The organism is Neptunomonas sp. ABH4_499, assembly GCF_056160565.1.
On the sequence record NZ_JBSWXK010000009.1, the window covers coordinates 86,109 to 107,728 of the forward strand.

14 protein-coding genes are annotated in these 21,620 nt (G+C 51.2%); 3 read left to right on the top strand and 11 right to left on the bottom strand.

Annotation, left to right across the window (positions count from 1 at the left end; genetic code table 11):
* The first annotated feature begins 218 nt into the window (after positions 1-218).
* Positions 219-461 carry a GrxA family glutaredoxin gene (locus ACXAF9_RS10990; protein WP_475073988.1) on the top strand — a complete coding sequence of 81 codons (243 nt, stop codon included), beginning with the start codon at positions 219-221 and terminating at the stop codon, positions 459-461.
* A gap of 254 nt (positions 462-715) precedes the next feature.
* Here the strand turns inward: ACXAF9_RS10990 and recD are convergent, their stop codons facing one another.
* Genes recD through ACXAF9_RS11010 form a run of 4 tightly spaced genes read right to left on the bottom strand, consistent with a single transcriptional unit; the run spans position 716 to position 9,697 of the window.
* A complete protein-coding gene (recD, locus tag ACXAF9_RS10995; protein ID WP_475073990.1) occupies positions 716-2,575 on the bottom strand; it encodes an exodeoxyribonuclease V subunit alpha in 1,860 nt (619 codons plus the stop codon).
* Positions 2,572-6,177 (bottom strand): exodeoxyribonuclease V subunit beta, encoded by a 3,606-nt coding sequence (gene recB / locus ACXAF9_RS11000; protein ID WP_475073991.1) that lies wholly within the window; start codon positions 6,175-6,177, stop codon positions 2,572-2,574. Before recB ends, recD begins: the two co-directional genes overlap by 4 nt.
* Before the next feature lies 1 nt (position 6,178).
* Positions 6,179-9,427 (bottom strand): exodeoxyribonuclease V subunit gamma, encoded by a 3,249-nt coding sequence (recC, locus tag ACXAF9_RS11005; RefSeq protein ID WP_475073992.1) that lies wholly within the window; start codon positions 9,425-9,427, stop codon positions 6,179-6,181.
* A gap of 54 nt (positions 9,428-9,481) precedes the next feature.
* Complete coding sequence (locus ACXAF9_RS11010) at positions 9,482-9,697, bottom strand: hypothetical protein (protein ID WP_475073994.1); 216 nt, start codon at positions 9,695-9,697, stop codon at positions 9,482-9,484.
* Between the two features lie 194 nt (positions 9,698-9,891).
* On the opposite strand from ACXAF9_RS11010, the gene ptsP reads away from it, so the two are divergent.
* Both ptsP and ACXAF9_RS11020 read left to right on the top strand, forming a co-directional pair.
* Positions 9,892-12,153, top strand: a complete 2,262-nt coding sequence (gene ptsP, locus ACXAF9_RS11015; protein WP_475073996.1) for a phosphoenolpyruvate--protein phosphotransferase — start codon at positions 9,892-9,894, stop codon at positions 12,151-12,153.
* 124 nt (positions 12,154-12,277) lie between these two features.
* A complete protein-coding gene (locus ACXAF9_RS11020; RefSeq protein ID WP_475073999.1) occupies positions 12,278-13,081 on the top strand; it encodes a response regulator in 804 nt (267 codons plus the stop codon).
* Between the two features lie 59 nt (positions 13,082-13,140).
* On the opposite strand, the gene ACXAF9_RS11025 is transcribed toward ACXAF9_RS11020, so the two are convergent.
* The 7 genes from ACXAF9_RS11025 to ACXAF9_RS11055 form a co-directional block, all read right to left on the bottom strand.
* Positions 13,141-14,934, bottom strand: coding sequence for a methyl-accepting chemotaxis protein (locus ACXAF9_RS11025; RefSeq protein WP_475074001.1), 1,794 nt, complete (start codon positions 14,932-14,934; stop codon positions 13,141-13,143).
* A 175-nt stretch (positions 14,935-15,109) separates the two neighbouring features.
* Positions 15,110-15,877, bottom strand: a complete 768-nt coding sequence (locus ACXAF9_RS11030) for a M48 family metallopeptidase (protein ID WP_475074003.1) — start codon at positions 15,875-15,877, stop codon at positions 15,110-15,112.
* The gene (locus tag ACXAF9_RS11035) at positions 15,877-17,913 is read right to left on the bottom strand and encodes a transglutaminase TgpA family protein (protein WP_475074005.1); all 2,037 of its coding nucleotides are present in this window, start codon (positions 17,911-17,913) and stop codon (positions 15,877-15,879) included. Before ACXAF9_RS11035 ends, ACXAF9_RS11030 begins: the two co-directional genes overlap by 1 nt.
* On the bottom strand, positions 17,910-18,851 hold the full coding sequence (locus ACXAF9_RS11040) for a DUF58 domain-containing protein (protein WP_475074007.1): 942 nt from the start codon (positions 18,849-18,851) through the stop codon (positions 17,910-17,912). Before ACXAF9_RS11040 ends, ACXAF9_RS11035 begins: the two co-directional genes overlap by 4 nt.
* A gap of 14 nt (positions 18,852-18,865) precedes the next feature.
* Positions 18,866-19,783 carry an AAA family ATPase gene (locus ACXAF9_RS11045; RefSeq protein ID WP_475074009.1) on the bottom strand — a complete coding sequence of 306 codons (918 nt, stop codon included), beginning with the start codon at positions 19,781-19,783 and terminating at the stop codon, positions 18,866-18,868.
* A gap of 115 nt (positions 19,784-19,898) precedes the next feature.
* Positions 19,899-20,381, bottom strand: coding sequence for a peptidylprolyl isomerase (gene slyD / locus ACXAF9_RS11050; RefSeq protein ID WP_475074010.1), 483 nt, complete (start codon positions 20,379-20,381; stop codon positions 19,899-19,901).
* 123 nt (positions 20,382-20,504) lie between these two features.
* Positions 20,505-21,497: a hypothetical protein gene (locus ACXAF9_RS11055; RefSeq protein WP_475074012.1), complete on the bottom strand. Its 993-nt coding sequence runs from the start codon at positions 21,495-21,497 to the stop codon at positions 20,505-20,507.
* Between the last annotated feature and the right edge of the window lie 123 nt (positions 21,498-21,620).

Below are 21,620 nucleotides of genomic sequence, written 5' to 3' on the forward strand. Positions count from 1 at the left end.
AAAAAAATAAATCCTTAAAAAAGAACACCTTTTGATCAATTTCAGCAAACAGCATTATGGCGGCCCTGAACCACCTTGTTAAAAGGTTGTCTACAGAGTTATGCACAATTTACGTGGACAACTCGTTTCATAAATTCCCACTATGGGTTGCATAAAGTTTAGTCATTGGTGTTGAGAAAAGGTTTCCTCAACAATGAGATCAAACAGAGGAGACAATTATGGAACGAGTAACCATCTTTGGCCGCGCCGGTTGCGGATATTGCAGTCGCGCAGTTGAATTGTGCAAAGCGAAATCGTTTAACTTCCGCTACATTGATATCCATGAAGAGGGTATTACGAAGGCTGATCTTGAAAAAACCGTTGGCAAGCCGGTCACCACGGTGCCGCAAGTGTTCATCGGTCAGGAGCATGTTGGCGGATACACAGAATTTTCAAAAAAAGTTGCGGACCTTGGGCTCTAACGTCTAAAGTGTAAGTAACATAATAAAGAGGTGAACAAGATGATTTTAGCAACACTGGCTGCTGTAGCTTTATTAGCGTACATAGGGAAAATGTTGCTGACGCAGAATCGTTCTGAATCTTTACAGCCTATCCGCATCAAGGTTGAAGACAATTCACCTCGCGGTCGCCGTCGACGCTAGTCGGCACTGACGCAGTAGACCATCTGACCTTCCCCTTCAGGTCAGATGGTTTGTCATACCCCACACCTTTCTTCTTACTGCCACAACCGATCCGACAACCCACTCATGCGAATGGTCGGCGATTGAGCAGACTTAACCAACACCGCTTTATCCCCCCAGAGTAAACACCGCTTCCTCGCTCGGGTAATACCTGTATAGACCAGCTCGCGACTCAGTCCTCGCCCAGCTCCGTGCAAGAGCAAGGTGACCTGATTAAACTCGGATCCTTGGCTTTTATGCACAGTCATAGCAAAAACAGGCTCATGCTGGGGAAGCCGACTGGTTGAAAAGCTTTTCAGTGTCCCGCCTAAATCAAACCACACACGAATCTTCCCGCTGACCTCATCCAACAGCGCTACACCAACATCCCCATTATAAAGGGACAGTGACGGCTCGTTTCGGGTGATCATCACCGCCCTTCCGCTGTACCAGCGGCCATTGGGTGTGATGGCACGCGCTTTCAAAAGCCGTTCCTCAAACGCCTCATTTAAGGACTCTACGCCAAACCGTCCGCGGCGCATCCCGGTCAGTAAGCGAAATTGATTGAACGCCTCTAAAACAAGACTGGCCTGAGCCCCCTTTTCGACACACTCAAAAAAAGGCGTGTACTGTTTCAACATATGGTCCAACAAGGCATCCGGCGTATCACTGGTATCAGAAATCCAATCAACATCATCGTATTGACCGGATAACGCCGTTTTTAAAGCAGGTAGATTCCCCTGATTGACCGCAAATGCCAAAGCCCCTATACCGCTGTCATCCCGAAAACGATAGCTTTTTTTCAAAAACGAAACCGCATTGGCCATTGGCTTTTCAAGCCCTGCACGCAGATCCACTTGGCAAAGGTCCGCCAAGCGCTTTTGAAGATTAGGTGATTTAACCACCACCTCGGGTTGATCGCACAGATCCCCCATGACACTGCCCGCCTCGACAGATGCCAGCTGATATCGATCCCCGATTAGGATCAGCTTCGCATGCGGTGGCAAGGCATCCAGCAGTTTTGCCATTAAAGGCAGATCGATCATTGAAGCCTCATCCACCACTAAAAGGTCCAAGTGCAATGGATTATCGCGGTGGTATTTCACTTGGTTATTGTTAGGCCTTACACCCAACAGACGGTGCAAAGTTTGACCTTGTGCCGGAATGTGCGCTTTTAACCCCGCATCTAACGGTAACGACTCTTTCGCCCCGGCAATGGACTCCGATAAACGGGCGGCGGCTTTGCCTGTTGGGGCGGCCAGTTGGATCACCGGCCAGTGCTCGTTCCCGGCCGCCAATCGCTTGTCTCGTTCAAGGGTCAGATACATCGCAAGAAGCTTCGTCACCGTGGTGGTTTTACCCGTACCTGGGCCGCCGCTGATCACCGCTAAGCGGTTCATCACCGCATTACACGCAGCAACTTTTTGCCAATCGGGGGATTCATCCGCGTCAAAAAGCTGATCCGCCGTGCAGGCGAGCATCGCCATGTGGGCATCCGTTAGGGTGTGATCAAGCTCTGCTCTTACTGATAGCGCGTGGGCTACCTGCCGCTCATACTGAAAATACTGATACAGATAGAAGCGATCCTCACTCAGAACCAGCGGGGTCAACGCCCGTCCATCACCGATCACGGTTTGATCGATCAACGCTTTTGCTGACAAAGTATCACTTGGCAATAAACGGCGAAGCTCGGGCTGAACACTGGTCGGCCACTCACTGGTCACAGAGGCGATTCGATCGAGCCGGACACAGATGTGACCGTCCCCCAACAGACGGCTGACCAAAGCGGCCAACATTTGTTGCGACTCACTGGCGTTAGAGGTCGTACCTAACCAGTTGGCAAAGTGGTAATCGATTGGGCGAATCACCGCCTCATCAAGTAGCCTTGCCCAAACGGGGTTCTCAGATGGATTCATGACGCCACCTCCACAGGTACAGTGCCGTCCATCATGGCATCTAAGCCCTCAATTAAAGCTTTGCAGGGTTTGGTATAAAACACACCTTGCCCCGGCTTGTCGGATTCGAGGCCTCGCAAAAAGAGGTACACCACCCCACCAATATCTCGATCGTAGTCATAATCAGACAAGCGTACTTTTAGCAGTCGATGCAGCGCCAAGGTGTATAACACGTACTGAAAATCATAGCGGTGATCCATCATCGCCATCCCCATCGCCTCTTGTGTGTAGGCCGTGGCATCCTCACCCAAATAATTGGATTTGTAATCCAGTACAAAATACTGCCCCTGATGACGAAAGGTCAGATCGATAAAGCCTTTTAGCATCCCTTGCACCGTCTCGAACTGCAGCGAGCGAGCCTTCGCTGCTAAAGGATCATGCTGGCGCAATAAGCGGTTGATCGCACTGACATGCAAGGGTTTGAACGGCAGTACAAACTCCATTTCTACCTTGCGATCCTGATCCGCAATCTCCGATAACGAGAACCCAAGCGGCGATAACGGGGTCGTCAAAGCACTGGATAAATACGCTTGCAAAGGGTTTACCCATTCAAGCTCAAAGCCGCTGATCGGTAACTGCTTTTCTAACCACTCGGAAAGCTCTGGCCAATTGGGATTAATGAAGGACACCTCTTCGAACAAAGCGTGCAAAAACGTCCCCGCGGTAGCCCCTTTAGGGAAGTGATGAATATCCCATAGGGTTTCCTCCTCGACCTCGACTAGGTGTTCGCCGCGCTCATCAAGCACTTCCACATCCATTTTCTGATCGGTAATGGGTTCATGATGGGCGCTGACGCCGTCATCGGCCAGCACCCGAGACAGTCCGGAATAACTGGTCACGCGCCAATTCCGCTCGACCTCGGCCGTGAACGCTCGCGCTGCGCCTTGTGGTTCTGGGGTTTGATCGGGCAAATCGAACAAGGACAGCTCTAGCTGATCACTTTGCAACTCACCGCTAAACGGCGGCGGTATTACTCTCCAAGTCTGTTTGGGCGCACTCTCTTGAAGCTTCGCTACCCCTTCATCGAGTGTGCGAATCCCCTCTTTGGGGTGTTCTTGATAGGACTCAAGCGTATGCATCAACAAGTAACCAAGCGCCCCTTGGGCAGTATCGGGCTTTTTCGCATTCCCGTAGCAAAGATCGGCCACGCCCATAAAACACGCATGTACAGGACGCGTCATCGCCACATACAGTAGGCGCACATCCTCGGCCAGGCGTTCTTGATCAATTTTCTGCAGCGCATCATCGTCTGGGCTTAGGTGATAAACGCTCTCGCCACTGTCCTCGTGGAACACACCCGACTTAGCGGCTTTGTGACGGCTAATGAAGGGCAAAAACACCACGTTGTACTCCAAGCCTTTGGACTTGTGAATCGTGATAATAGTCACTCGCGTGCGCTCACTTTCTAGGCGCATCTGTTGCTCATCGGCGTTGGCATTTGGGTGGGCGATGTGCTCCATCATCCAACGCAGTAAACCCATCTCCCCTTCTAGGGACTGGCTGGCGGTTTGGAGTAATTCAGCCAGATGCAAAAGATCCGTCAAGCGGCGCTCTCCGTCGGGTTCCGACAACAGGCGAGTATTGATCTTTCGAAGGTCCAACAGGTGGTGAATCATCGGCAATACACCAATGCGCTGCCACAAACGCTGATAATCGATAAACTCATCCACCAGCGTTTCCCAAGCCACCTCGTCATTGAGCACTTGGTCCAGCTCGCTCACGGTCATTGCAAATAAACCAGACGCGATGGCAGTTCGCACCTTGCGCTCATCCGAAGGGGTTTGGATCGCTTGCAAAAGATATAACAGCTCGCGCGCTTCTTGGGTGTCAAACACGCTTTGTCGATTCGACAGATACACACAAGCGACATTCACCTTAGCCAGTGCATCTTGAATCAGCCGTGCCTCGTTCCGATCCCGAACCAAGATGGCGATATCATCAGGTTTAAGCGCCCGCCCCTCCAGTTGGTAGCCCTCATCCAAGAGCATGGCCGACACCTGCTGCGCTGTGTTTGCAGCCATTAAGGTGCCATAGGCTTTGTTCTTTAAGGGCTCATCGGGGTGCCACACCGTCATCGCAGGTAACGGTTTGCCATTATGCGTCAGTGGCTGTTGATCGGCTTTACCGGCCGATTTCACCGGTAAAAACGGTATATCATCGGGGTACATAAAGGGCGCATTGGATTGATGGAACAGCGCATTCACCCCCTCCACCATCGCGGTGGTGGAGCGCCAGTTCGTATCCAAGGTGTAATGCGCTTGCACTTCGCGCCGCGCCATCATGTAGGTAAAGATATCGCCGCCACGAAACGCGTAAATCGATTGCTTAGGATCACCGATCATAAAGAGCGCAGACGCCTCCTTCGATGAGGCCGCGTAAAGATCGGAAAAGATGCGATATTGCAGCGGGTCGGTATCCTGAAACTCATCAATCAGGGCCACCGGGTACTGATGGCGGATCGCCTCGGCCAAACGCTGCCCATCCTGTGCACGAAGGGCTTTGGCTAAGTTACCTAACAGATCATCAAACCCCATCATTTTATGGCGCTGTTTCTCAAGTGCTAGGGCCGTGTGTACCTTATGTAAGGCTTTGCACTGGATGATCTCTTTCACCGGCACGAGCGCCTCATAATAATCATCAACCGCATTGAAAATGGGGTGCGTGGGCGGCTCGCCCTTTTTGGTATTGGCTGCAACTGTCTCGTTAGTGAATCGATCCAACTGGCTTGGGGCTTTATCGACCTCTCCATTCAGAAACGCCGTAATGCTCTCGATCCAAGTAGCCAAGCGTGCTTTTTGATACACACGGCCGTTCATCTCAGCGGCCAGTAATAGATCAGGCAAGTCCGCTGCGCCCTGTTGCCAAACCTCTTTTAGCCTTGTTTTTTGATCATCAAACGCGTGCCACACCTGATTAAGATCGGTGTCGTGCAGGTCTGGCTCTACTTTTAAGCCTTCGGTTTTGATCAATCCAGAGAGCGAAGCGAGAAGATCATCCGGCGTTCGAAAGACGCTCAAGACCTCGTCGGCCAGTGCATCGTCTAAGGGGTAAACGATGGAGCGCCAGGTATCCAACACCGCTTGGCGTACCAAGGCTTGATCGTCGGTGGTTAACTCCATGTTAAAGGTGGAGCCACTCTCAAAGGCGTGCTGTTTAAGCATGCGCTGGCAAAAGCCGTGGATCGTAAAGACGGATGCCTGGTCCATCGCCGAAGCCGCTTCATCAAGTCGCTTAGCCTGCACATCGTGCTGATCGCATTGATCCAGCAAGGACTGCAAAAAAGGATCGTTTGTTTGCCCAGTTAAGAACGCCCAGCGCGCTTCGCGAATGCGCTGACGGATACGGTCTCTTAGCTCTTGGGTGGCGGCCTCTGTGAAGGTTACAACCAACAGGTTTTCGACACCCAGATCACCTCGGCGCTCTTTGGGGCCTGCCAACCCAAGCAGAAGCCTTAAATACAAGGCGGCCAGTGTGTAGGTTTTACCAGTACCGGCACTGGCTTCGATCAGCCCAAGCCCTTCTAGCTCTAGCGTTTCGGGGTTTAGGATGCGCACATCGCTCATGCTAGCTCTCCTCCAAATGGTCGGATACCCCGCTGAACAAGGCTTTGTGGTGCTCGATAAACGCAGGCTTAAACAACGCCCAATCAGGATAGGTTCGTAACAGGTAATAGTTCACCCAATCCCCTTCGACGGCCGCTACAAACGCCTCTTCCACTTTGGCCCAGGCCTTATCCTCATCCTTGTTATCCAATAAAGGCTTAGCCAAGGTCGGCGACCAAGCCATCGGCGACGTCAGTCCTTGCAAATAGCCCTCCAATAAGCGAGCCAGTTGCTCAAGCGCTTGCTCTGGGGACATGGCTCGAAACAGGATCTGCTTATCCAAGGCACGATAGATGGAAGGCGTCGAGTGCCCCACCGCGCACAGTGCCAAGTGCTCTATCCAAAGCGCAAAGAGCTGCTTACCCGAGAGTTTGGTGACGTTATAAACTAAGCGATGATCCGGATAAACGCCGGTTAACCAGCCCTCCAGCGCAACGGTGTTCCCGCTTGATAACAGCACGGATAAACGTACTTCGACAAGCTCTGGCTCACCGTTCATCAGCGGGTGGAGTTTTTCACGAAGCTCAACAACATCTTTGATACGCTGGTTCAGTTCTCGCTCACCCGCACGGCCAACCGGAAGCCCACCTTGACGAAGCAGAAACTGCCCAAGCTCAATGAGGTCTTCCTCCTTCATGGCGGCGTCCATTAGGCGTTTGCGAAGCAGGTATTTAGATAAGCCTGCGGCCTCAAATGGCTCCTCATCTTCTGGAACACCCGCCGTCTCCGGAAAACGTACTTGCAGGCGCTCGGTAAAGAAGGCCTCAATGGGGTCGCGATAAAAACGCACCAACTCATCCAAATCGATGTGCGGTTTATCGACAAAGGGCAGTACGGCATCTAAAAAGCCGCGTTTGCTCTCATGCTGTGCCGTGTTGGCCCAGCGCGGGTTAAAGCTGAATAACCGATCCGACTCCGACACATAGTAGCGTCGGCTGTACGCGGTAAGCGGGTGCTCGACGGTGACCGCTTTAATCAATTTACCCGGCTCAAACTCCGCATCTGGGTTGTAAGCTTGGTCACAATACTCCATCAACTCACTGACCAGTACGGAGGGCACACGCTCGGTATTGTCTTGGATCGAGCGTCCCACATAGCTGATGTACAAGCGTCCTCGAGCCGAGAGCAGCGCCTCCAAAAAGAGGTAGCGGTCATCGTCTCGGCGGGATCGATCTCCCTTGCGGCCATTGCCAGGCTTGGACATCAAATCAAAGCCCATCGGAGGGATGGAGCGCGGGTACTCGCCATCGTTCATCCCCAAAAGGCACACCACTTTAAAGGGGATGGCCCGCATCGGCATTAGGGTACAGAAGTTGATCTGCCCCGAGAGGAAGCGCTGAGTGGAGCGGATCGAGGTCAGCTGCTCGGCCAGATAATCTTTTAAAATATCCGCATGAATGGGGTGCGGATACTGAGCTTCGCTCAAGGTGGATTGCAACGATTCCAGTGCGGATAGAATCATCTCTAGCGCTTCTTGATCCCGCTCATCGGGCGTATAGAAGGTATCGATCAGTTGGTGCAGCGCTTCGGACCATACCTCTAGCGTTTTCTCACCGGTGAACGCTGCGCGAAGTCCAACTAACGCATCAAAAAAGCGTTCAAACTCGCCAAGGGTGGCCGATGCCAAACCGCTGACCTCGCCCAATGGTGCGATGTTGTGCCACAGCCCTTCGGCATCGCCCATCGCGTAGCCGCTCATGAGGCGATCCAACCCAAAAGACCAGCTGTTTTGATCAAAAGCTACGTCGCAAACCTCTTTGCGAGCGCCAGCGTTCACGCCCCACTGGATACCCGCTTGGTTAACCCACGCGCGGATCTGATCAAACTCCGATTTACTCAACCCAAAGGCCCGTAACGTGGCGGGCAGCTCTAGAAGATCAAGGATCTCGGTCGTGGTGAAGCGTTTTCGATCTAAGCTGATCAAGTGCAAAAAGCTGTTGATCAGCGGGATCTCCTGATCGGCGGATCGGTCCGATATCGAAAAGGGCAAATAGGTATCACCGTGCGCATTGCCAAACACGGCATCGATGTACGGGGCGTACGCCGCGACATCGGGCACCATCACAATGATGTCTCGGGGTTTTAGAGACGGGTCTTCCTCAAACATCGCCAACAGCTGATCGTGCAGTACCTCGACCTCACGCATGGGGCTGTAGGTATTGTGCAGCTCGATGCTTCGATCGCTCGCTTGCCATTCAAAGAGATGATCGCGTTTATCCTCACGCGTTTGGTTTTTAAGCTCCAGAATATCGGATTGCACCGCGTGTAACAGCGAGTCATAGGAAGGCTCAGAGAAAAGCCCAACCTCATCCAACCCCATCTCTTGTAATAGGTACAGATAATCACGCCCCAGCTTCCCCATGGACGCCAGCAACGGATGGCCTTCATCAAAGTGAAGCAGACTCGGGTCCCGCCCCTCTTTAAACCATTTACGGTTCAGTCTTGCTAGATACTTAGGGTCGATGATGTCGCCCCAATAGTAGCGGCATGGGTTCGCCACCATGAGGTGAACATCGGTTTTTTGAGCCACGGCCGTCAGCGCTTCTAAATAGTTTTTCGGCAGAGCTGAAATACCAAAGACAAAGACTCGATTGGGCAGGCCATTAATTGCGGTTTTAGCATTCAATGCCGATACAAAGGTGTCGTACATGTTGGCTCGATGCCAATGCGGCAAACCGCGTCCTTGAGTATCAGCGACCAAATCACGCCAGAGGATGGGTTGCCACAGATGATCATCCACGACAGCTTCGTTCTCTCCGGCTTCCCACGCGGCGATCCAATCAGGACGATACACCAAGTATTGGTCAAAGAGGTCGGCAATTTTAGCGCACAAATGGTAGAGACGAAGTGGGTCTTCATCGACCGCTAGGTAGTGCTTAAGCAAGGTAAACTCAGGCGACTCAATGCGCAGCGGCAGTAAACGCATCAAACTCCAAGTCATCGCATCTTTACTGTAGGCGGAGCGCTCGGGAACATCGTCCAAGGCTTCACTGAAAATACGCCACAAAAAACTGGCCGGCAGTGGAAAATCCACATTGGCGCAAATGCCGATCTGCTCGGCCAACTCTAGCTTTAACCACTGCGCCATACCGGGGCTTTGCACCAGTATTTGATCGCACGCAAACGGCTCATCTAACGGGGCTCGCCGAATCATCTCGACCAACACATCGCGTAATTGGTCCAGCGCGTTGGAGTGGTAAAGATAGAGCATGCGTCACCTTGGCAGAACAGAATAGAGTCCGATCACAATACTTACGCTTAAGCGTTAACCGGAATTAGGCGAGGGCTCCGATTCACCTTGGGGTTGTGCGGTAACAAACTGAAAGCCTGACTCTTGCGTCCAAACATCTTTACCCTGTTCGACACGGATAACCCCTTTAAAGCGCGTGTGCAGGTAATCGACCGCATCTTCTAAAGTATCGATATCGCACAACATGACACCGCCGCGATCGTTATCGGTTGTGAACAAAAAACTCTTCATGAATCGAATAAACTCTTTTAGCAGAACTCTTAGCCAAACCGCCGCAGACCACCTGTAAAACCACAGGCACGATCCCTCAACGGTATGTTCGAACTTATCGAACAATATACCGTATATTCAGGCCTTGCGGCCAATGGTAAATCCTTGTTCTGTGTGCGATTATGAATGGCTAATAGTATGGAAGTCGCAAGGACATGCAGCAATCATTCGCCACACTCGCCCAATTGGTCCAAGAAATCTCCACTGCCGAAAACGCGGTCAGCGCGATGCAGGGGATTGTGGCGCGTTTAGCGGATATTATGGATGTGCCTGTGTGCAGCTTGTATTTAAAATCGCCAAGTCGATCCAAGCTGATTTTAGCCGCCACACAAGGGTTGGCCGAATCTTCCATTGGTAAGATCAAATTGAGCCTAGACGAAGGCTTGGTGGGTACCATCGCTGCTACAAAACACCCACTTAACTTACCGGATGCGCCCTCTCACGATAAATTCGTCTTCTTCCCAGAAGCGCACGAGACGGCATACAAGCAGTTTATGGGCGTACCACTGATCCACCTTCGCCAATTGATTGGGGTGCTGGTGGTTCAAGGCACCCCGCAGAAAGCCTTCTCCCAAGAAGCCGAAGCCTTCTTGGTGACCATCGCATCTCAATTGGCCGGCACGCTGTATAACATTCAAAAATCGGGTGAGTGGCTATCCAGCCGTAAGCCACGCAAATTGTTTCAGCGTTACTCCGGCATTATCGGCTCCGATGGCATTGGTATCGGGGAGCTAACCCCGATCCACGCACACATTGACTTACAAAACGAGCCCAGCGCCAAAGCCGAAGACCCAGAGCGCGAGCTGCGCCGTTTTGAGCGCGCACTCACCACCGTTTCTGAAGATTTAGCCCTTGGGGCAACCAAAATCGAGAAGGAACTGCCCGAGGACATCGCGACGCTGTTTGGCGTCTACCGCATGATGCTCTCAAGCCCTGAATTCAGTGATGAGCCGCGCGCTTTAATTCGCGAAGGGTATACAGCCGCGTGGGCGGTTCGACAAACCGCGTTAAAGCTCGCTTCCAGCTTTGAGAAAACCGACGACCCTTACTTAAAAGCCCGCGGGGAAGATGTTCGCAACATTGCGATCAAGCTGATGACCCAGATGGCTAAGCGTGAGCAAGACAGCGAGCGCGACACCGACCAGCCGATGATTTTAATGGGGGATTTGATCAGCATTGCCGATCTATCCGAGTACCCATTAGATAAAATCCAAGGGATTGTCTGCCGGTCAGGTTCGGCCCTATCGCACACCGCCATCGTTGCCAACGCCTTGGGTATCCCAGCCATCATGGGCGTGTCGGACCTTAAGATCAAAAAATACAAAGGCCAATGGGCCGTGTTGGATGCCAGCCGAGGCGACATCATCATCTCCCCACCGGAGCAGATGCTCAAAGAGTTTGAGCGCATCAAGGCCAGCGACCAGCAGTTTAACCAGTCACTGGCCTCGCTGCGCGATGAGCCTGCGGTCACCTTGGATGGTTTTCACGTAAGCCTCTTTACCAACACCGGCTTATTAGCCGACGTATCCCCTGGTCTTAAAAACGGTGCCGAGGGGATTGGGCTTTATCGCTCCGAGATCCCTTTTATGATCCACGACAGCTTCCCCACCGAGGAGGAGCAGTATCAGATCTACAAAGAGGTACTGGATGCATACGCACCGCGCTCGGTGTCCATGCGCACGCTGGATATCGGGGGTGACAAGCAACTGCCCTACTTTGAACTCAAAGAGGAAAACCCCTATTTGGGTTGGCGCGGTATCCGTTTCACACTGGACAATACCGCCTTACAGGTGACTCAGCTTCGTGCCATGGTACGCGCCGCGCACGGTCGGGATAACCTGCAGATATTGATCCCCATGGTAAGCCGCATTGACGAAGTCAAAACCATACGCGACTTACTTACCCAGGTGATCAGCGAGCTGCAAAACGAGGGCAAACAAGCCATCATGCCAAAGCTTGGCATTATGATTGAGGTGCCCTCCACACTGCTGTTGCTTGAGAAGATTGCCCCGTACATTGACTTTGTGTCGATCGGCTCAAACGACTTAACACAATACTTGCTGGCGGTGGATCGGAACAACCCCAAAGTGTCGCGTTTGTTCGATAACTTGAACCCGGCCATGCTCTCTGCGCTTAGGTTTATTCGACAAAAATGCACGGAGCTGCAACTGCCCGTCTCCTTGTGCGGTGAGATGGCCGCGGACCCAGCCTCCGTTTTGCTGCTGATCGCAATAGGCTTTGACCGATTAAGCCTAAGTGCGCATAAAATCCCTAAAGTGAAGTGGCTAATCCGGCGCATCGAGCGTGAGCATTGCCAGCGACTATTTGCCAAGGTATCCACTTTAGAAGATGAAACTGAAATCCGAAAAGTGCTCTCCAAAGCTCTCAAGGAAATTGGCCTAGAAAACACTAAGTAAACTAACCGTAAAGAAAATCCGTGATTGGACGATATTTTAAAGGGGGATGCGTTCCCCCTTCCAAGCAAATTTTTATTTACGTGTTAGACTTGATATAACCCGTTGATCATCGCTGAGACCCTTGATGAATTTTGAAGATCTTTTTGTTTTGGTCATTGAACCCTCCCGCGTTCAGCGATCGATCATCACAAATCATCTAAAGAGCTTTTCGATTGAAGATATCGAAGAGTTTTCTACCGCTCATGAGGCGCTGGCGTTTATGCAAACGCAAAAGCCTGATTTGGTGGTATCGTCTATGCACCTTCCAGATATGACCGGCACCGATGTGGTGACAAAGATGCGTGAAGACGAGTCTTTGTCAGGGGTCACGTTTATGCTGATCTCCTCGGAAACACATCACCGTTACCTAGAGCCCATTCGCCAATCCGGTGCGATTGCTCTTTTGCCCAAACCTTTTGACCGTGACGATTTGGAAGCGGCGCTGCAAAGCATCCTGCTTTACCTATCTGATCAAACGGTCGAGGAAGAAGGCGTATTTGATGATCGCTTTGAGGATTTGAACATTCTGGTGGTCGATGACAGCCGGATGTCTCGTAAGTACGTTGCTCGAATCTTGAGTGGTATTGGCATACACAACATTACTGAAGCCACGGATGGGACCGAGGGGCTTGAGAAGATCAATACCACTCGGTTTGATATGGTGATCTCAGACTACAACATGCCTAATTTGGATGGTCGTGAAATGGTGGAGCGCATCCGCCACGAGACTGACCAAAGCAGTGTACCTGTCGTTATGATTACCTCAGAAGAAGATCAACAGCGCTTAGCTGCGATACAAAAAGCAGGCGTCACCGCGTTGTGCTCTAAACCCCTATCCTACGAATTTGCGAAAGGTATCATTGCGCGCTTGGTTTTAGAGCAACACTGACACACGCCTTTCATCAGACATAAAAAACGCCCAAATTGGGCGTTTTTTATGTGCAGCGATTACTCCGATAACAAGCAATCTGGATTAAAGCCCATGATCAGGGAGCCCCAGTGCTGATCATTGATGTATAGCGGGATTGATAAGTCGTTTAGAACCTCGCCGGTATCACGCACAAAGGTCTGTAATAGGAAAGGATTCGTATGATTGCAACGACGTTTCTCGGCTCGGTTACCATCGAATTTACGACGATGACGACTCTTTAAGTTATCGACATCGAAATTGCCGGTCATGTTGTTCGATACCTTGGCGTGGTGAGCAGCCGCATACCCGTTTTTATCTACCGCAATGGCGTAGATAAACTCGGAGCGCTCTGCAATAAAGCTATCAAACAAGGGACGCATCACCGCTTCATAAGCGCTGGCGTAACTGACATCAAACTTCTCGGGTTTTTGATTCGGGTTCATCCGTTTGTAGTCAGTATCAAACAGGTTTTGACCATCATCCGACAGCTTTTGTAGCGCCTGCTGAGTTTGCGCTGCCCAGCGGCGTCCCGCTTGAATCATGCTCTCAAACCCACCGTAACCAATGATGAACCTTGAGAGCAGCTCTTGGGTTTCTTCGGTGGCGATTTCCAACTCTTCGGAGTGGTTGATCGACTCTTTCATCTCATCGTCGATGTGTTGAGCAATCTGGGTAATTTCCGTTACATGACCGTGGGATTGCTTATTGCTGTACGACAACTCATCAATGGCCGCACTGATACCGGCCAAACGCATATTGACGCTCTCAAAATCCGTTACCAACGAGTGGAACTGATCGTTGGTGTTTGCAATAAAGCCTTCGGTATTTTGCACGTACTCGCGTATATTTTCGGAACGCGTCCGCGTATGCCCCATCAGGTCACTCATCTCAAGAATGTTCTTATCGATCTCGTTAGTGGCTACGCTGACTTTCTGCGATAAGTTGCGCACCTCATCCGCAACCACCGCAAAACCGCGGCCTGCATCCCCAGCTCGGGCCGCCTCAATCGACGCGTTGAGCGCCAGCAAGTTGGTCTGATCGGAGAAGTCCTGAACCATGGTCAAGATACGTGTGATGTTTTCGGAGTTTTCGTTCAGCTTTTGAACCGTTTCTTGGAAGTTGTTGACCAGTTCCGAAATGGAGCGAACCTGATCCAACACCTTCATCATCTCTTCGCTGGACTTACGCACATCGCCCATATTTTTTTCGTTCTGCTCACTGATGTGCAGAGTGGTTTCAGCAACCTCTTGAACCGCTTGCGAGGCTTCTTGACTGGATTGGAACACCAGTTGGGCTTGCTCTTCTTGCTTAAGCACCGAACCACTGGCCTTGTTCAATACCTTTTGCATACGGGTTGCGCCAAGTGCCACACTGACGGTCCGACGTCGAGATTCAGCAATCATCCGACGCAGACGCTCCGCAAATTGGTTATAGCTGTGGGCCATATCGCGGATTTCATCGTAGGTGAACTCCGGCAAGGTAACCGAAATATCCCCATCGTTATTCTTGATGTGCTTAAAGACCGAAATCATGGCGTTAATGGGGCGCAGAAACAGGTGGCGCATAAAGAAGATGGTAAAAATCCCACCCAATACCGCCAAGCCAATCGTAATCAGCCCCCATTGCATAAAGGCATCCAAATCGGCCACCAAAACTGCACTGACATCAGCGGCAATGTCGCTTTGCGCCAACGTGCTTTTTAAGTGATCGAAATAGTGGTATCCAATCAATAGCATCAACATGTGAGGCATCAAAAGGAAGAGCACATTACCCACAATTTTCTTGGTTAATGTATTAAAGAAAGTGCGTTCGATGGCTTGGTATAGACTCATGTGAAGTCCTAATTCTTCTTCTGCTGATCGCCATCCTGGCCTATTTTGTTGATCCCACAGCTCCTTTAAAGGTAGCAGTAAATTCAGGTTTCACAGGGATCATCGGCCAAAAAGAAGGTTCTTTTACCGCGATATTTGGCACATTCTACAATTCGATACCAAAGTATGATCTAGATCAGGCTTTCCAACTCAGCCAACTGCCGCGCTCATTAAAATACCGGCGCCACACATCGTAGTCTGGACAAAACTGAGCGACACGCTGCCAAAACGCTGGGCTGTGGTTAAACACACTTAAATGCGCCAACTCATGAATCACAACATAGTCGATGGCCTTGGGGCTCGCTAACATCAATCGCCAATTCAGCGCGACCTCACCTTTGGATGAACATCGCCCCCACATGCGCTTAAAGGACTTAACTTCGATGCCAGAAGGGTTTACCTGCATGACCTTCGCCCAATGCTCCGTTCGCGCCTTTAGATAAGCTTTCGCTTCGCTTTGGCACCATTGGCTTAACAACTCATCCACCCGCGCTTGTTCCGGCTTTTGACTTCGACTCCCCAGATAGACAAAGAAAACCTCTCCATCAAAAAGCACCTCGTTTCGTTTTGCAGCACGAATCATAAGCGGTCGCTCCTCACCAAGCCAAGAGAGCGAGGCGCGCTGATACGGAGAGGGTTGGTGCTCTGCGATATGCGCGACTTGACGCTCAAGGTGACCGACTATCCAATCAGCTCGCTCCAGCAGCACACTCTCAATCCAGCGGATAGACGCATTCATCGGTGCGCGCACCCAAAGCTGGCCCTGTTTTATTTCAAAGCCCAATGTCTTTCGTGAGGATCGGACCAAGCGGTAGTCAATATTCTGGCCACGCAACGATAACCCACGATCCTCCGGAGGAGGTTTCGGGCGGCTGGAGGGTGTTTGTCGACGTTTAAACAGCATTATGATCGGCGGTGGTGTTTAGCCATGGACTGGATGGAGCGCCAAAGCGGCTTCCACGCATCATGCAGCTTACCACTCTCTGCCTCGCGCTCGTTATAGTAATACCCTTGGGCAGCATTCAACCATTGAGTCGCCGGTTCAGACAGTGCGGGATAAACCTCCACAAGGCGTGCTAAGTAGTGTGCAGCGGTTTCTCCCGATTTACGTTGCAAACGTCGGTCCACCTTAGATAACCGGTGAGAGATTTTTTCAAGCTGTACGCCAACAACTGTGGTGTAACGCGCTTTTTTTCGTTGCATCCACAAGAGAACGAGGCCTAAGCACACACCCGGAATGATCACGATTAACGCCAAGGCCACCCAACGATAGCGACTGTTAAGCCAGCCTTGCAGCCACTGATTATCCTGACTTTGATAATCCAACACCATACGATGCCAACGGTAGTTAAGCGCATCGTATTGCTGGCGCAAACCACTGATAAAGCTCCAATGCTTTTCAAGACGAATCAGAGAGATCGGTGCATCGGCCGCAAACGCCTGATCATCAGAAAACAATTGATCGAACGATAGCTCAACCCGCTCAGGCGCAACCGCAGCGGTAGGATCAAAGCGTACCCAGCCTTTGCCTTTTTCCCAGTACTCGACCCAAGCGTGTGCCTCGTATTGGCGAACGGTCATATAGCCTTCAACCGCGTTCCACTCCCCGCCAAGGTAACCGCCCACAACCCGCGCCGGAATACCCGCTAACCGAAACGCAATGGCCGCTGCCGAGGCAAAGTGTTCACAGAACCCTTCTTGCGTATCAAATAGGAAGCCATCGGTGGAATCACCACTCACCAAAGCCGGGCTTAAGGTGTATCGGAATGATCGGTTAAATAACTCAATAAGCCGCGCTTTTACCGTTTGCGCAGGCTCACCCACTAAACCTTGCTCCTCTAGCCAAACGCGGGTGCGCGGTGCACTCTGGTCAGGTACTCGTAGGTAACGACGACCAAGCGGTGCCTCAGGAAGGTACCCCTCGTTTGCGACACTGACGGCCCGATAAGACAAACGGCTATCTACATCCCGCGTGGATTTGATCGTTTGGTTTCCAAAGGTTAGATAAGAGCGCGCCTCGACACTGACAGGATAATCCAGCACGGACAACCAAGGACGCCCCGTTGGCTCCAGTACCACCCGATACTCAAAAGCGGCATCGTTCATTTGGGTGGCAAACTGATCGGTCGCGGATTCTTCGACATACCATGTGCGCCCATCAAAATGACTCATGGTCATCGATCGCCAATAGCGTTGTTCGGGTAACGGGGCTTCCCCCTGAGTAAACTCCACTCTAAACGCGATGTCAGTATTCCGGGTCAGTTGCTGGACCGACCCCGGAGACATGGTCTCGGATAACCCCGTTTTAGCCACCGCATGCTTGTACTGGACGCTCCACAAAGGGCCAATTCGCGGAAAAACAACAAAGAGCACAACCAATACCGGGATAGACTGCAGCAAAAGAACACCGCTTTGCTGTACGACAGAGCGCGTCTTAACCTTCGAATCCAGCCCGCGATGCATCACAATGGTCGCAGTTAACGTCACCCAAAACACCATCACCCCCACTAGGGCCAGCAGCATGGATTGGTCAAACAGAAAACTGACCGCAATGGTGAAAAACGCCACCATGATGATGGCCCAGCCGTCTCGGCGACTGTTAAGCTCCAAAAGCTTAAGAGCAGCCCCTGCCACCAGCAAAATCGAGAGACCCGCCAGCCCATCGGCATGAGCAGCACTGACCAACACCCCAGCACCTGCGATCAACATTAGCGCGGCTTTGGTCAGTTGTTTAATCGGGCGATGTTGGGTGTAAAACTGCCAGCCCATCAAAAGCGCTACAAAGGCGGCCATCAAGATCGGCAGTTGAGGAAGATGCAGCATCATTAAGCCGACGGACACCAGCAATAACCAACGCTTTTGGGTGAGCGATAGGGTCTCGTAACGCATCTTATTCGCCCTGGGCGTACGACGAAACCAAGCGCTCACTCGTCCTGTCATGATCGCCCCTTAGGCGTTAGCCCAAAACGTGCTAACTGCTCCAGCACTTGGCGTTTATGCGACTCGCCGACACTCGGCAGTAAGATACAACCCTCTTGGTGCCACCCATACGACGTGCCTTGCTTCTCAAGCTCCAACACCCAAGCGGTCAAACGGGATAAGCGCGTTTCTGTATCTAGCTCCGGCCACAGCGCCATGGACAACCAAGTAACGGACTGGTCTTTCTCCTCAAACTGCAGCGAATATAACCCCTGCCCCTTCGCGGCTTTTCGCCAAGCGATACGACGCAAAGACTCACCTTGCTGGTACTCTTTTAAAGTGTCTAGGTCATCTTCAGGCTCTAGAGGCGCGTTTTGATCCGAACGAGGCGCATGCTCTGTTAAATCAGTCAAAAGCCCGCCCATAATCGGTTCGGGATACACCAAAACAGCATGCGGTATCGACGTACGACTCCATGCACGAAGTAACCCAAGTGGATAGATGGTTTCAACCGTCACAACGCCCATAGGACGATCACCACGACGCCGGACTTTAAAGCCTAAATCCATATGGCCAGAAGACGATAAATCCGCGGTACTGGTAACACCACCTGCCAGTGACGCTTTGACTTGGTATTTATCTGCATTCGCTTGAGTGGCCATTCGATAATGCGTTGGACGATTAGCAAAACAAGGACTGGGCGCTTCAAAGCGCAGCGTAATACCGCTTAGATTATTAAAGGTATGCAGGATGGCGGTAATCATGACCGAGGCCATCAGAAACGCAACGGCATACGCCAAGTTATTTTGGTAGTTGATCCCCAGTAAAAGCACCCCGAACCCTACCAACACATAGAACCACCCGGCTTTAGTCGGCAGAATGTAAATACGCCGCTGCGTTAGCGTGACGTGATCACTCTCAGGAAAGCGCGATACCAACCATCGTTCAAATCGATTCATCCGCTTCGCGCCTACTATTGAAACACATCCACACTGGCAAGCAGGCGCTTAGCCCACAGTTGGCTGCTTTCGGTATGCGCATCTCTCACCATCAGACGATGTGCAACCACCGCCTCAAACACGGCCTGAACATGATCGGGGGTTACATAACTTGCCCCTTCTAGATACGCCCACGCTTTTGACGCTTCCAGCAAACCTAAGGCACCACGCGGCGAGAGACCGAGTAAGATCCCCTCGTGGTCCCTTGTTGCTTCAGCCAAACGCTGTACATACGCCACAAGCTCTTCGGAAACGGTGATCTGCTTAACGGCCTTATGCGCTTCTAACAGTGCGGCATCATCGAAGATATTGGGTAGTGCATCGATGTCCACCCGCGTATCACCGTGCAGCAGCAACTTACGCTCGGTTTCAGGGTCAGGGTAACCCATCGATAAACGCATCAAGAATCGATCCAATTGCGACTCTGGTAATGGATAAGTACCGTATTGGCTGAGTGGATTCTGGGTGGCGATCACAAAGAAAGGCTCAGGGAGCGGCCGCGTTTGCCCGTCCATCGAGACTTGCTTCTCCTCCATCGCTTCTAAAAGGGCGCTTTGTGTCTTCGCCGTAGAGCGGTTAATTTCATCGGCCAATAATAGCTGTGTAAAAACGGGGCCTTCATGAAACTGGAACGCCCCTGTCTGAGTATCAAACACAGGGCCACCCAACACATCCCCAGGTAAAAGATCACTGGTAAACTGGATTCGGCGATACTTTAGGCCGAACACTTTGGCAAGCGTGTGTGCCAAGGTGGTTTTCCCCATTCCGGGTAAATCCTCCAAAAGCAGGTGCCCGCCGGACAATAAGCACGTCACACTCAAGCGTATGACAGAACGTTTACCGTAAATAACCGATTCAATGGTCGACAGTGCTTCATTTAGACGTGCTTGCATCCGCATCCTCTGCTGTAGGTGATCATTAACACTTAATATGACCTATCGGCCGAAAATGAATTCCCATAAAAAAACGCAGCAAGAAGCTGCGTTTTTTTCACATCAAAGCAACGGCTTAGTGGTGATGACCGCCTTCGCCGTGTGCGTGACCGTGAGTCACTTCTTCTTCGCTCGCTTCGCGAACTTCAACTACTTCAACCGCAAAGTGCAGATTCTGACCTGCCAGAGGGTGGTTACCATCCAACGTGATGCCATCTTCTTCTACTTCAACCACGGTTACAGGCTGCTCACCCCAAGGCGCTTGAGCCATGAATTGCATACCTACTTCAACGTTGTCGATACCTTGGAAGTTGTCGTGTGGTACTTTTTGAACCAACTCTTCACGGATAGGGCCGTAACCTTCTTCTGGAGTAACCGATACGTCCAATTTGTCACCTACGGTTTTACCGACCAGCGCATTTTCCAAACCAGGAATGATGTTGCTTGCGCCGTGCAGATACGCCAGCGGAGATTGACCTACCGATGAATCAAGCACTTCGCCTGCATCGTTTTTCAGTGTGTAGTGAATAGAGACAACGGATTTTTCAGCTACCAACATGATAACAAACCTTTTTTTAACCATTTTTTTACTGAAAAGGTTCGAATCAGTAACAACAAACCCAAAACCTTACAGAACACGGCTACATCGTAACGCGCCTTTTCTTAAAAAACCACCGAAGGCTTAGCTTCTGGAAAAGCGATTAGGGGCTCGGTCAAAACGCCAACAACCGGGCACCGTTAAGCGCACCCCGCCTACCCAACGATCCAAGGTATGGGTTTCTAACCAATCTTGGCCATCCTGAATCGATTTGCCGTACTCTGAAAGGCCGATAGATCCTTTCGTAAAGGCCTCGTCAAACCCCATCAATTCAGGAGGTCTAAAAGCCCCCTCGCCTTGCCAAGTTAACAAAGGCGATTCGGCGTGGATCATCTCGTTCAAAATCAGCCAAAACGATGCATCTCCCATAAAGGGCGCTTGCTCCTGAGCTCTAACGGCCTTGAACAGATCAAAAGGGGTTAGATCACCCTCTTGGAGAGCAGAAAGCACATATGCTTGTGTCAAACTGAGCCCAGAAGCGTCGGGGTATTCAGCACACAAACGCACAATGGCCTCTTTCATGTGAGGGAAGTGACCGTCTAAACGACGCCACAGAGCATCATCATGCACGGCTTCCTCTAATGCTCGGGGAGAAGGCGCGGTAATCGCATCCCACAACCGAGAGCAATCATCTAATACAGAGTCGCTGGCGGTTTCACGCTGTTGAAAAGCAGTCTTTAATGCTTGATCCGTTGAAGCATCTTCATAGAAGCCTTGATGGAGCACCACAAATTGAGGGGGATTACAGTGTTTGCCCTCGCCTGCAAACCAGGTAAAGACTTGCAACAAATGCAAATGGTCGTATAGCTCTGGGGTTAACCAAAACACAACCTCACCCGCTTCTGCACCGCTTTGCAAAATGGTATCACGAGTCTGGAAATGCAGCTGGGCTTCCATATGGGTTGCCCAATGTCGGCCTGCAATAAACGCGGCTCGTATCTTGGACATATCCTCAAGCGTCAAACCACTTGGCAGTGCACCTTCATGAAGAACATCGTTCCAAGCCAAAAAGTCACCTGGAAGACCCAAGGTACTCAGTCGCTGTGTTGCTTGGTCACCATGATTAATGTGTAGCATTTTAGGGACTCTTATCTCAACAAAGTGTAAAAACGTCGCTATCCGCTTGCAAAACAACGATCTAAAGATGAATAACAATTCAAAAAATAGGAATTTTTCCTATAGGCGTTTAATTCATCTTTT